Raw genomic sequence first — 13,395 nt, 5'->3', positions numbered from 1 at the left:
ATCCAAACGATAGATAAACAAAAAGCGACGCCGAGGCGTCGCTTTAGTTAAATTTATCATGGTGCTAGAGTCAATCTAATTTAGCACCTAGTGATTCAATTAACTGGGTTCAATTACTTGTAAACCATTTGACCTGAAGGCGCGTACTTGTTCACATCAACAGGGCTGTTTGCTTCTAGGTACTCTTTTAGTACTTCAGCGTCAACAAAACCTGTGTTCACAAAGCCAGGGTGATCAGACAGTTTAGGGTAACCGTCACCGCCAGCAGCGTTAAAGCTTGGTACCGTAAAGCGGTATGTTTCATCTAAACGAAGCTGCTTGCCACCGATGAAGACATTCGATACTTCACCGTCAGCGACAGTCATAGAAATACCTGCAAACTGTGCATAAGCACCTGAATCAACAGGTTTAGTCGCCACTACGTTTAGGTAATCTAGAACTTCTTTACCAGTCATATCAGTGTAAGTCAGGATGTTTGCAAAAGGCTGTACTGTTAGTACATCTTTATAAGTCACATCGCCGGCTTCAATTGAGTCACGAACGCCACCAGAGTTCATCACAGCGAAGTCTGCTTTTGCACGCTCCATGTGAGAAGTAGCAATCAAACGACCCAGATTAGTTTGTTGGAAGCGAACTACGTTACGGTCACCTTCAAGCTTGCCATTTGTCTCAGCGATTTGAACTTCTAACTGAGCTTGGCCCTGTTCTTGGAAAGGACGTAGGAATTCAAGCAGCTCTGGATCTTGTGCGATTTCATCTTGAATAAGAACTCGTTGCTTCTTGCCGTCAATCTTAACTTTCTTCTTAAGGTTAACGGGAACCAAGTCGTAGCTCACCATCTCTAGTTCGCCGTTACGGAATTCGTAATCAGCACGGCCTACGTACTTGCCCCACTCGTGAGCTTGAACGATGTAAGTACCGTTTTGAACGTCTGGTTTACACTCATCACCCGGCTTGAAGTTTTGCTTCGCAACGTTAGGGCCTTCCATACATACAGGCTCTTGAGAGTGACCACCAACGATCATATCTAGATCGCCTTCATTTAGGTAACGAGCTAGTGCTACATCACCCGGAGCATTAACACCACGCTGACCATTTTCGTAGTGACCCATGTGAGTCACAGCGAAGATAAGATCTGGTTTTTCTGTTTCTTTAAGTTCAGCGATCAGTTTCTTCGCTTCTTCTTTAGGGTCACGGAAATCGATACCAGCAATAAATTCTGGGTTACCAATTTTCGCAGTATCTTCAGTCGTTAGACCGATAACAGCAATCTTGATACCTTGCTTTTCAAACATCTCGTAAGCTTGGAATTTACGTTCGCCTGTCGCTTTGTCGTAGATGTTTGCAGATAGCATTGGGAAGTTTGCCCAGTCGATCTGTTTTTGCAGTACGTCTAGTGAGTTATCGAACTCGTGGTTACCTAATGCCATTGCATCGTAACCAATTTTATTCATACCTTTAAAATCAGGTTCTGCATCCTGAAGGTCTGACTCTGGTACACCAGTGTTGATGTCACCGCCAGATAGAAGCAACACGCTACCGCCTTCAGCTTCAACTTCTGCACGAAGTTGGTCAACAAGCGTTTTACGTGCAGACATGCCGTATTCGCCATATTTGTTCTGCCAAAAACGACCATGGTTGTCGTTCGTATGCAGGATAGTTAGCTTATAAGTTTCGTCTTGGTTCCAATCATGAGCTGATTGAGACGCACATCCAGCCAAAGTAGCTAGGATTGCAGCACTTAGTGCTGTTTTTAGAATAAGGCGTTGCTTCATTGTCATACCTTTGAACTTTTTAGGGGAATCCACTGCTTTCTATAATCCATTGCGACTCCTTGTCTGGAGTTCGAACAATAAGACTTCAACATGACTAATCTTAAATTAACATTCTAAATGTAACACGACGATTTCATATTTATGTCGAATTGGTCACGCATAGATCAACAGTTAAGTGTAACAAAATTATGAGATTACACTCAAACTTCCCCTGCATCACAGGCAATCGTTTACTTATAAAGTGTGATGAATGTCAGCAATTCACTACAAACAGGACAGACCTCACACACCTATACCCCTTTCTTAGGGAATCAGAGGCTCTGTTAACAAGAATTTAATCGCCTATCGTAGATTGACGCACTGAAAAACAAGTTCGTGAACAGCCATTCAGACAGCTTAGTCATAGCCCAAATAGGCCGAGGCTTCGGTGAACTCAACGGATGTTCCATTAAAAAACGCCCAACTCTAAGAGTTGGGCGTTTGTCTATTGCAATCAAATAACGAGTTAACATTCTCTAGTTAATACTAGTGACTTAACATCAGATAAAACTATTTAATTTCGATGTGCTCGAAGCCTTTGATAAGGTCATCAAGTGCTTTCATCTGCTTCAAGAACGGTTCTAGTTTATCTAGCGGTAGCGCCGATGGGCCATCACAGCGTGCTTGATCCGGGTTCGGGTGAGCCTCAAGAAATAGACCAGCAATACCCGTCGCAATGCCCGCTTTAGCTAGTTCAACCGTTTGCTCACGACGACCGCCAGATGCAGCACCTGATGGATCACGCATTTGAAGCGCGTGAGTCACGTCAAAGATGATTGGGCTGCCGTTTGATGATTTTTTCATTACACCGAAGCCAAGCATATCAACAACTAAGTTGTCATACCCCATGCAAGAACCACGTTCACAAAGAATGATGTTGTCGTTGCCGCATTCAGCAAACTTATCAACGATGTTACCCACTTGATCTGGGCTCATGAATTGAGGTTTCTTCACGTTGATTACCGCGCCAGTCTTAGCCATCGCTTCAACAAGGTCGGTTTGACGAGCTAGGAACGCCGGAAGTTGGATTACATCAACCACATCAGCAACAGGCTGAGCTTGTGCTTCTGTGTGAATATCAGTAATGATCTTCACGCCAAAAGTATCTTTCAGCTCTTGGAAAATTTTAAGACCTTCTTCCATGCCAGGACCACGGTATGAGTGAACTGAGCTACGGTTTGCTTTGTCGAAAGACGCCTTAAATACATAAGGGATACCCAGCTTCTCTGTTACTTTCACGTAGTGCTCACAGATCTGCATAGCGAGATCGCGAGATTCAAGAACGTTCATACCTGCAAATAGCGTAAATGGCTTGTCATTAGCAATTGGCATATTGCCAATGTGAACTGTTTTCTGTTCCATCATATTCTCTCTAAATAATTATTAATTAGTGAACAACCACTGTCTTTTCGTTCATGACGTTCACTTGAGATTTTAGTAGCTCAGATGCAGGGTCATCTGGGCATTGGTCGATAAAATATTGATAATCCGTAGCAGCGACTTGATGACAGTCTAGCTGCTGATAAATAAAGCCGCGGTCGCGGATTTCATACGGATCATCCGGCACAAACGTTAACGCAAGGTCAGTACACTTCAATGCAAGCGTATAACGCTCTTCTCGCAGCAATGCACTCTTAAGTAACGCTAGCCACTTACCAATAATCGTTGGGTGGTCAGCAACTTCTAAGTGTTCAGCTTTTACCTTAGCTAGTGGGCCATCATGCCCAATAAGCCATGCTCGTAAAGTTTGCACGCCAACGTACTCGCCGTTGTACGGGTTAATGTATACAGCAGCTTGCCCGAACCAACTCACTTTAAGTAAGAATTGAGTTGGGAAAGATACGCCTTCAACAGGGAAGCCTAACTTGCGACCTAGATACAGAAAGATCGCACCAAGACTCACTGGAATGCCTTTTTTTCTCTCAAGTACTTTATCGATAAATGCGTTTTCCGAAGAAAAATACGCATCTTTATCCCCAGCAAAACCCCACTCATAAAAGAATAGTCGAATAAAGGATTCAAATTTCTGCTGTTCATCCGTTTCGTTAACCAAAGCAAACTCGGCGTCTTTCAACAATCTCGCCAACTCTTGTTCTGCCCAACTGTCTTGAGTTTCTGGGTTAATCGCTTTATTTAAGATCAATGCACCTTCAGCTAACTCTAGCTGGTCAAAGTCTTCATCAAAAAATTCGTACATAGGTAGTTAACCGAAATAAGGAGATAATTAACCGAAAAATGTTGGTGTCTTCGTCATTGCAATTTTACCTGCCATCGCTAACCAGCCAAGCGCACCAAAGAAAGAGAACACTCTCAGTAGCTTGTTTTTACCTAGCTTAAGCGCAAAGAAACCCAATGCGATGTAAGCCATAACACAGGTTAGTTTTTCGGTTAACCAGGGTGCTGCTGGTGTAAATGGAATAAAGCCAGTGATAAAAATCAAACCAATACCCGAAAGCAACAGCAATGAGTCATTGATATGAGGGAAACGCTGTAAGAAAGGATGCTTAAGCTTCGGTGAGTTAGCCATCATAAGAACGAAACGAATCGAAAGAAGCAGTGCGCTTATAGCAATCGTTAATAGGTGAAAATGTTTTAGACCTTCGTACATGGTATTCCTTTATATTTTTATATGTCTTTCGTTAACACGAGCCACACAATACCCGTTAATGCTCTGTAGTTCTGCGTAAAATCTCTGTATTTCTGCGTTAAATGCATTATCGAGCTAAGTGTATTTTCGAGTTAAAGGTATCAATTTAGCAAGTTAATCATCTATTGCTCACAAGATGATTAACAGCAGCCTATGAACAGTAACGACCCAATGTCACTCGGTCATTACCACCGTAATCTTTCTCTGTCACAACATCGAGATATCCGAGCGCCTGCATAATCTCACGTACAGCTAAACCTTGGTCGTAACCGTGTTCAAACGCTAACCAACCTTCGTTTTCTAAAAAGCTTCGTGCGTTTTCAGAGATGTATCGAATATCAGCTAAACCTTTATCTTCAGCCACTAACGCTGTGATCGGTTCAAAACGCACATCACCTTGAGATAAATGAGGGTCATTCTTCTCAATGTAAGGTGGGTTAGAGACAATCAACGAGAACTTCACCGCTTCTTTTTCAGAGTTAGCCAGGTTCAAAGGCTCAAACCAACTGCCATGTAAAAAAGTGGCGTTAGTGATATTTAATCGCTGAGCGTTTTCTGTCGCAAGTTGTTGCGCTTCCGGACGAAGATCAATTCCCGTCACTGGTCGGTTCGGCATCTCAGACGCCAATGCCAAAGCAATCGCACCTGTACCAGTTCCTAAATCGAGAATCGCACCTTGCTTGCCATACGTTTTGTCTAACGCCACTTCAACCAAACGTTCCGTATCTGGACGCGGGATTAAAGTAGAAGGAGAGACTTTTAACGGTAGCGACCAAAACTCACGTTCACCAACAATATAAGCCACAGGCTCACCGATTAAGCGACGTTTTAGAAGGATATGGAATTCGGATTCTTGTTCTGAAGTGAGATGCTTCTCAGGCCAAGTCAGTAGGTAAGATCTAGGTTTATCTAAGGCGTGACAAAGCAGTACCGCAGCATCAATCGAGGGCGACGTGTTATCGCCCTCTTGAAGCTGTACGATTGCTGACTTTAAAGCACTTTCAACCGTATATGCTGACTGCATAGTAATTAGTTGTGCTCAGCAAGTGCTGCTAGTTGATCGGCTTGGTGCTCTTGTAGAACAGGATCAAGCAGGCTTTGCATATCACCCTCTAGAACTTCGTTCAGGCGGTAGATAGTTAAGTTAATGCGGTGATCAGAAACACGGCCTTGAGGGTAGTTGTACGTACGAATACGGTCACTACGGTCACCAGAACCTAATAGGTTACGACGTGTATCTGAAATCGCGGCAGCACGACGCTCTTCTTCAGCTTGAACGATACGAGCCGCAAGAACAGCCATCGCTTTCGCTTTGTTTTTATGCTGAGAACGCTCGTCTTGACACTCTACAACTGTACCTGTTGGTAAGTGAGTAATACGGATTGCTGAATCCGTGGTGTTAACGTGCTGACCACCCGCGCCAGATGCACGGAAAGTGTCGATCTTAAGGTCGCCAGCTTTGATTTCTGGTAGATCAGCTTCTGGGATCTCAGGCATAACCGCAACGGTACATGCTGATGTATGAACACGACCTTGAGATTCAGTCTCAGGTACACGTTGTACACGGTGACCGCCAGACTCGAACTTCATTGTGCCGTAAACAGCGTCGCCACTGATTTTAGCGATCATCTCTTTAAAGCCGCCCTGCTCTGAAACATTGCTGCTCATTACTTCGACGCGCCAGCCTTTTTTCTCGGCAAACTTAGAGTACATACGGAAAAGGTTACCCGCAAAGATACCCGCTTCATCCCCACCTGCGCCGGCACGAATCTCTAAGAAGCAGTTACGCTCATCGTTTGGATCTTTTGGAATCAGAAGAATTTGCAGCTCATCAGTCAGACGTTCAATGTTCGCTTTCGCATCTTTGATTTCTTCTTGAGCCATTTCACGCATTTCTGCGTCGTCTTCATTTGCCATCTCTTCAGCAGCTTCTAAATCTTCTTGAGCTTGCTGGTATGATTTAAAGCACCCCGTCACCTCTTCTAATTGAGAATACTCTTTTGACAAGGTACGGAATTTATCTTGATTCCCAAGTACATCGGGATCACCAAGTAGATGTTGAACTTCTTCATAGCGTTCAACAAGTGTTTCAAGCTTTATTAGAATCGAGGCTTTCATAATGTCTTATTCTGTTGGAGGTCGAATATTATTGAGGGTTTTCTAGACCCAAACTCTGTCTAATGACCATTAATTTTGCAGGTTCTCCTTGCTCTGCTGCACTTTGAAGTGCACGCGTTGGAGCATGGATCAATTTGTTTGTGAGCTTATTACTTAGCTCAAGTAAGACTTTCTCAGGGTCACCGCCAGCAGCAAGTGATTGTAAACTCTTACTTAATAATTCTTCTCGGATTTCATTGGCCGATTTACGATAGTCGCGAATACTGTCTACCGCTTGCAGTGAACGCATCCAACTCATGAACGCGGCGCTTTCTTCACTGACTATTGCTTCAGCCTGAATTGCTTCAACTTTACGTTGCTCGATATTGCCATCAACGATCGACTGAAGATCATCAACGGAATACAGGTAAGCATCACTCAGTTCACCGACCTGAGACTCAACATCACGAGGCACAGCGATATCAACCAACAACATCGGTTGATGTTTTCTTGTCTTGAGCGCGGTCTCTACCATGCCCTTACCAATAATAGGTAACGGACTTGCGGTTGAGCTGATCACAATATCCGCTCGATGCAGATGATCAGGAATCTCATTCAGGCTGATCACTTCAGCACCAAATTCTTCAGCTAGCCCTAAAGCACGCTCACGAGTTCGGTTAGCCACAATCATCTTGGTACAACCATTAGCTGACAAGTGTTTAGCAACCAGTTCAATGGTTTCTCCCGCACCCACCAATAACACCGTTGATTCAGCAATTGATTCAAAGATGTGTTTAGCTAACGTACAGGCTGCGTAAGCAACAGAAACAGCACTGCCACCAATTTCGGTTTCAGTTCGAACTCGCTTCGCAACAGAAAATGATTTCTGGAACAGTTTTTCCATTGAAGCATCAACAGATTTGTTCTCTCGCGAATCGGTGTAAGCCTGTTTTACCTGACCAAGAATTTGCGGTTCGCCCAGAACCAGAGAGTCCAGACCACAGGCAACGCGCATTAAATGCTTAATCGCGGCTTGTTCTTCATGGATGTAGATACTCGGTTTTAATTCTTCAGGGCTAACTTGATGAAATACAGACAGCCAATCGATCAACTTGTTTTTTGCCACGCCTTTGACGTCACAATACACTTCAGTTCGATTACAGGTAGAAAGTATGACACTTCCATTTACGTGTGCATTTGCGTTAAGTTGCTTAAGTGCCTCAGATAATTTATCTGGACCAAAAGCGACTTTTTCTCGCAATTCAACCGACGCTGTATTGTGATTGATACCTACGGCAAGCAAAGACATGTATCAGAAGTTCTCGATCAGGGAATGGAAACAAGGGGCGAATTTTACTTGATGCATGGCTCTATTTAAAGAGCAAGCGGGATTTGTTTTCCTGAGTTCGTGAATTCAATGCTATAGTTGAAGCGTTTTTTAGATAAATTTGAACAAGTTGTGAGCAAATATGAGCAAGCTTCGTAAAATCACGTCTCTTATTTTTATGACCATAATTATGGTGGGTTGCTCGTCTATACCAGAACAACCGACCAGCGTTGAGTGGCAAAGTCACCAAAACCGTCTTCTACAGATAGAAAACTACCAAGCCTCAGGCAAGCTCGCTTACATTTCTCCAGAGCAACGCCAAAGCCTTAATTTCATTTGGAAGCACTCCCCAAATCAAAGCCAATTGAGACTGACCACTTTCCTTGGTCAGACCGCCTTGAACCTCACGATTGACAACTCGGGTGCCAAAGTAGTCACTTATGATGATCAGGTATTCACCCATGCAAGTGCATCTGTATTGGTAGAGCAACTTACTGGATTGCAGATCCCCATTGATCACCTGCCGCAATGGTTCCTTGGCATTCCCGACCAAGCAGATAGCTACCAACTCAACAGCACCAACACGCTTGAATCTCTGTCTAAACAAGTCAGCAGTCAATTATGGACACTGAATTTTGCTAACTATCGCAATACAGAGATGCCGAGTAAGCAACTATCAGATGAAGACAACGCAAAGGTAGAGACAATTCCCCTCCCTACTCGATTGTCATTCAAGCAAGACGAGAACAAAATCAACATTGTAGTTTCGAAGTGGACACTGAAAAAATGATAACAACGCCAACGCACTGGCCTTCGCCAGCTAAGCTGAATTTATTTCTCTATATCACTGGCCGACGCGACAATGGCTATCACGAACTTCAGACCCTATTTCAGTTTGTCGACTTTGGCGATGAACTTACGGTTACCGCAAACCGAGAAACAAGCTCGATAACAATCACACCTGAAATTCCAGGTGTTGCGACAGAAGATAACCTGATTTGGAAAGCCGCAACTGCCCTTCAACAACATACATCGACGACTTTCGGTGCGGATATTCAGTTAAAGAAAGTGCTTCCTATGGGAGGTGGCATTGGCGGAGGTTCTTCAAATGCCGCAACCGTGTTAGTCGCTCTCAACCATTTATGGCAACTCAACCTGTCTGATGACCAGTTAGCAGAGATTGGCTTAAAGCTTGGTGCAGACGTTCCGGTCTTCGTTAGAGGCCACGCCGCCTTTGCTGAAGGTGTTGGTGAACAACTGCAACCCGCTAATCCGGATGAAAAATGGTATCTCGTTGTTAAACCTCAAGTGAGCATAGCAACTGTAGATATATTCACACATTCAGAATTAACTCGAAATACGCCGAAGCGAGCACTATCAACGCTTCTAGAGCAAGAATACGTAAACGATTGCGAAAAAATTGTGCGAATGCTGTACCCAGAGGTTGATAAGCAACTTTCATGGCTGCTACAATACGCGCCGTCGAGATTGACTGGTACAGGTTCGTGCGTTTTTGCTGAATTTAGCAGCAAAAAAGAAGCCGAACTGGTGCTAGAGCAACTACCTGACACAGTTTCCGCGTTTGTCGCGAAAGGACGAAACATTTCGCCTTTGAAAGAAACTTTGGCTGAATACCAATCAGCCCACCCACAATCTATTTAAAACTGGACGCAACCCGAGGTTTCCACCGTGCCTGATATGAAGCTATTTGCTGGTAACGCAACACCTGAACTAGCCCAACGTATTGCTGATCGTCTATACATCTCTCTTGGCGATGCTACTGTAGACCGTTTTTCTGATGGCGAAGTCGCTGTTCAAATCAATGAAAACGTTCGTGGTAGCGATGTATTCCTGATTCAATCAACTTGTGCACCAACCAATGACAACCTTATGGAATTGGTGGTAATGATTGACGCAATGCGCCGTGCTTCTGCTGGCCGTATTACTGCTGTAATCCCTTACTTCGGTTATGCCCGTCAAGATCGTCGTGTACGTTCTGCTCGTGTGCCTATTACTGCAAAAGTTGTTGCAGATTTCCTTTCTAACGTTGGCGTTGACCGCGTTCTTACTATCGACCTACACGCGGAGCAAATCCAAGGCTTCTTCGATGTACCTGTTGATAACATTTTCGGCACTCCAGTTCTTCTAGAAGACATGGCTAACCGTGGCCTAGAAAACCCAGTAGTGGTTTCTCCAGACCTTGGTGGTGTTGTACGTGCTCGTGCTACAGCTAAAGCGCTAGGTGATGTTGACATCGCTATCGTTGATAAGCGTCGTCCACGTGCTAACGTTTCTGAAGTAATGAACCTAATCGGTGATGTTGAAGGTCGTGACTGCGTTATCGTTGATGACATGATCGATACTGGTGGCACACTGTGTAAAGCAGCTGAAGCGCTTAAAGAGCGCGGTGCTAAGCGTGTATTCGCTTACGCAACTCACGCAGTATTCTCTGGTACTGCTGCAGAAAACATCCGCAATTCAGTTCTAGACCAAGTTATTGTTACCGATTCAATCAAGCTTTCTCCAGAAATGGCAGCGACAGGTAAAGTGACTGAGCTAAGCCTTTCTCGCATGCTTGCTGAAGCGATTCGTCGTATCAGCAACGAAGAGTCTATCTCTGCGATGTTCAACTAATCAAAGCTCTATAGCTTTGCTTTAGCAGAACAATCTGAAAAAGATATTAAGCACTTCATTCGATGAAGTGCTTTTTTTATATCTAATACCAATCACAGTAAGTAAGTATTCAGAAATAGCGCAGGAAAAAAGCTTGAGAACAAGGCGTGATTTTTTGATAAGTAGTTATTCTACAATCAAAAATTATAACGCAGTTATCGAGCATTTTAACCAGCTAGGGTGACCAGTTATTTACTACGATTGGTATAACGACCACAAAGTGAATTTGACCACAGTTTGAATCATTGAGTTGCTATCAGCTAGCTCGCACCTTTTTCATAAACTGTGATATCATACGGCGCTTTTTGAAATCCCAAGAGAGATCCATACCTTGAGCCAACAAATAAAACTTCTCGTTGGACTGGCTAATCCAGGTCCAGAATACGCCAAAACTCGCCACAATGCGGGTGCTTGGGTAGTTGAAGAATTAGCACGTGTACACAACGTGACACTGAAGAACGAACCAAAGTTCTTTGGCCTAACGGGTCGTATCATGGTTCATGGTGAAGATCTTCGTTTGCTGATCCCAACGACTTTTATGAACTTGTCAGGCAAAGCTGTTGCGGCCTTAGCAAAGTTTTACCAAATTAAACCAGAAGAGATCATGGTCGCTCACGATGAGTTAGATCTTCCTCCAGGTATTGGAAAGTTTAAAAAAGGTGGTGGTCATGGTGGACATAATGGTCTGAAAGACATCATCAGCAAACAGGGTAACAATAAAGAATTCTATCGTCTTAGATTAGGCATTGGCCATCCAGGACACAAAGATAAAGTTGCAGGTTATGTATTAGGCAAAGCTCCTGCGAAAGAGCAAGAGTGTATCGAGGCTGTCGTTGACGAATCGGTTCGTAGCCTAGACATCTTATTGAAAGATGGCCTACCAAAAGCACAAAATCGCTTACATACGTTCAAAGCAGAATAAGGTTTATATCATGGGTTTTAAATGTGGCATCGTTGGTCTACCAAACGTTGGTAAGTCAACTCTGTTTAACGCACTGACTAAAGCAGGCATCGAAGCAGCAAACTTTCCATTTTGTACGATCGAACCAAACACAGGTATCGTTCCGGTTCCAGATCTACGCTTAGATGCATTAGCAAAAATTGTTAATCCACAGAAGATCCTTCCAACGACAATGGAATTCGTAGATATCGCAGGCCTAGTTGCTGGCGCATCTAAAGGCGAAGGTCTAGGTAACAAGTTCCTAGCTAACATCCGCGAAACTGATGCTATCGGTCACGTTGTACGCTGCTTTGAAAACGAAAACATCGTTCACGTTTCAGGCAAAGTATCACCTATCGAAGATATCGAAGTGATCAACCTTGAGCTTGCTCTTGCCGATCTAGATAGCTGTGAACGTGCAATATTCCGCAATGCTAAAAAAGCAAAAGGCGGCGATAAAGACGCTAAATTCGAAACTACGGTTCTTGAAAAGCTACTACCTATCCTGACAGAAGGTGGTATGGCTCGTACTGTTGAACTTGCTAAAGAAGAAGTAGCGGCGATCGACTACCTTAACTTCCTAACGCTTAAGCCAACAATGTACATCGCAAACGTTGCTGAAGATGGTTTTGAAAACAACTCTTACCTAGACGCAGTTCGTGAGTACGCAGAAAAAGAGAACAACGTTGTTGTTGCTGTTTGTGCTGCAATCGAATCTGAGCTTTCTGAACTTGACGATGAAGATCGTGAAGAGTTCCTTGCAGACATGGGTATCGAAGAACCAGGCCTTAACCGAGTGATCCGCTCTGGTTACGAACTACTTACTCTTCAGACTTACTTCACTGCAGGTGTTAAAGAAGTTCGCGCTTGGACGATCCCTGTAGGTGCGACTGCGCCACAAGCTGCAGGCAAGATCCACACCGACTTCGAAAAAGGATTCATCCGTGCAGAAGTAGTTGGTTACGAACATTTCATCGAATTTGGCGGTGAAAGCGGAGCAAAAGATGCAGGTAAATGGCGTCTTGAAGGCAAAGAATACATCGTTAAAGACGGTGATGTTGTTCACTTCCGTTTCAACGTTTAATTACCGATAAACATCTAATAAAAGGCCAGTGAATTCACTGGCCTTTTTCGTTTTCGCTCTTTCTAAAGAGCTTCTTATCCAAAACTTAACTTCCTATATATATCGGCATTTGAACCTATTTCTTGCTGACAAATACGCCTCTTTGACTAAAAAGAAACCGAACAGATGTTTATTCGTGATTTATTCAAAAAAAAAGTTGACGGGTTTCACTCAACTCCGCATAATGCGCCCCGTTCACAACGAAGCGGCAACGTCTCGAAATGAGCAACAATTTGGAAATGGCTACTTAGCTCAGTTGGTTAGAGCACATCACTCATAATGATGGGGTCGCAGGTTCGAATCCCGCAGTAGCCACCATTTCCTAAGCACTCTGTTTGTTATTAAACGTATGTCTTTTGACAACAAAGAGTTTTTAGGAAATAAAGCGGTCGTGGCGGAATTGGTAGACGCACCAGATTTAGGTTCTGGCGCCGAGAGGTGTGAGAGTTCAAGTCTCTCCGACCGCACCATTATTTAGATATCTTAAATGATATCATTGTTGGGCTATCGCCAAGCGGTAAGGCACTGGCTTTTGATGCCAGCATTCCCTGGTTCGAATCCAGGTAGCCCAGCCACAATTTAAAGTGTAATTATCTTTAAAAAGATAATGGCATTGGAAGCGAGATTATATTATATTACTTCGCTCTCAGATGGCTACTTAGCTCAGTTGGTTAGAGCACATCACTCATAATGATGGGGTCGCAGGTTCGAATCCCGCAGTAGCCACCATTCTTTCTTTATGAAAGAAAAAGTACAAACAACGTTATATTGAAT

The 13,395-nt window shown here is 43.7% G+C and carries 12 protein-coding genes and 4 tRNA genes; 9 read left to right on the top strand and 7 right to left on the bottom strand.

Going from position 1 to position 13,395, the window contains the following annotated elements:
* Positions 1-113 precede the first annotated feature (113 nt).
* The 7 genes from ushA to hemA all read right to left on the bottom strand — a co-directional run bounded on the left by ushA (position 114) and on the right by hemA (position 7,867).
* Positions 114-1,775 carry a bifunctional UDP-sugar hydrolase/5'-nucleotidase UshA gene (gene ushA / locus AB4589_RS16815; protein WP_029223112.1) on the bottom strand — a complete coding sequence of 554 codons (1,662 nt, stop codon included), beginning with the start codon at positions 1,773-1,775 and terminating at the stop codon, positions 114-116.
* 549 nt (positions 1,776-2,324) lie between these two features.
* Complete coding sequence (gene kdsA / locus AB4589_RS16810; RefSeq protein WP_083784152.1) at positions 2,325-3,179, bottom strand: 3-deoxy-8-phosphooctulonate synthase; 855 nt, start codon at positions 3,177-3,179, stop codon at positions 2,325-2,327.
* A gap of 22 nt (positions 3,180-3,201) precedes the next feature.
* Positions 3,202-4,011, bottom strand: coding sequence for a SirB1 family protein (locus tag AB4589_RS16805; protein WP_009848725.1), 810 nt, complete (start codon positions 4,009-4,011; stop codon positions 3,202-3,204).
* Positions 4,012-4,038: 27 nt separating this feature from the next.
* Entirely contained in the window at positions 4,039-4,422 is a 384-nt protein-coding gene (locus AB4589_RS16800) for a SirB2 family protein (protein WP_371710127.1), read from the bottom strand.
* A gap of 190 nt (positions 4,423-4,612) precedes the next feature.
* Positions 4,613-5,485, bottom strand: a complete 873-nt coding sequence (gene prmC / locus AB4589_RS16795) for a peptide chain release factor N(5)-glutamine methyltransferase (protein ID WP_135444905.1) — start codon at positions 5,483-5,485, stop codon at positions 4,613-4,615.
* A gap of 5 nt (positions 5,486-5,490) precedes the next feature.
* Positions 5,491-6,579, bottom strand: coding sequence for a peptide chain release factor 1 (prfA, locus tag AB4589_RS16790; RefSeq protein ID WP_372101211.1), 1,089 nt, complete (start codon positions 6,577-6,579; stop codon positions 5,491-5,493).
* Between the two features lie 28 nt (positions 6,580-6,607).
* The gene (gene hemA / locus AB4589_RS16785) at positions 6,608-7,867 is read right to left on the bottom strand and encodes a glutamyl-tRNA reductase (protein WP_017110181.1); all 1,260 of its coding nucleotides are present in this window, start codon (positions 7,865-7,867) and stop codon (positions 6,608-6,610) included.
* A gap of 160 nt (positions 7,868-8,027) precedes the next feature.
* Here hemA and lolB point away from each other — a divergent pair, with 160 nt between their 5' ends.
* The 9 genes from lolB (at position 8,028) to AB4589_RS16740 (ending at position 13,350) form a co-directional block, all read left to right on the top strand.
* Positions 8,028-8,675, top strand: coding sequence for a lipoprotein insertase outer membrane protein LolB (gene lolB, locus AB4589_RS16780; RefSeq protein WP_076668657.1), 648 nt, complete (start codon positions 8,028-8,030; stop codon positions 8,673-8,675).
* A complete protein-coding gene (gene ispE / locus AB4589_RS16775) occupies positions 8,672-9,547 on the top strand; it encodes a 4-(cytidine 5'-diphospho)-2-C-methyl-D-erythritol kinase (protein WP_041472749.1) in 876 nt (291 codons plus the stop codon). The genes lolB and ispE overlap by 4 nt, the downstream gene beginning before the upstream one ends.
* Positions 9,548-9,574: 27 nt before the next feature.
* Entirely contained in the window at positions 9,575-10,519 is a 945-nt protein-coding gene (locus AB4589_RS16770; RefSeq protein WP_012603389.1) for a ribose-phosphate pyrophosphokinase, read from the top strand.
* Positions 10,520-10,889: 370 nt separating this feature from the next.
* Positions 10,890-11,480, top strand: a complete 591-nt coding sequence (pth, locus tag AB4589_RS16765) for an aminoacyl-tRNA hydrolase (protein ID WP_010439162.1) — start codon at positions 10,890-10,892, stop codon at positions 11,478-11,480.
* A gap of 10 nt (positions 11,481-11,490) precedes the next feature.
* Positions 11,491-12,582, top strand: a complete 1,092-nt coding sequence (gene ychF, locus AB4589_RS16760) for a redox-regulated ATPase YchF (protein WP_372101208.1) — start codon at positions 11,491-11,493, stop codon at positions 12,580-12,582.
* Between the two features lie 280 nt (positions 12,583-12,862).
* Positions 12,863-12,939, top strand: a tRNA-Met gene (locus tag AB4589_RS16755).
* A 67-nt stretch (positions 12,940-13,006) separates the two neighbouring features.
* Positions 13,007-13,091 (top strand) — tRNA-Leu (locus AB4589_RS16750).
* A 30-nt stretch (positions 13,092-13,121) separates the two neighbouring features.
* Positions 13,122-13,196: transfer RNA gene (locus tag AB4589_RS16745), tRNA-Gln, on the top strand.
* Positions 13,197-13,273: 77 nt separating this feature from the next.
* Positions 13,274-13,350, top strand: a tRNA-Met gene (locus tag AB4589_RS16740).
* Positions 13,351-13,395 lie beyond the last annotated feature (45 nt).

This window comes from Vibrio sp. 10N.222.49.A3, from assembly GCF_041475145.1.
Taxonomy (GTDB): domain Bacteria; phylum Pseudomonadota; class Gammaproteobacteria; order Enterobacterales; family Vibrionaceae; genus Vibrio; species Vibrio tasmaniensis_A.
This window is presented reverse-complemented; position numbering and strand designations above follow the sequence as displayed.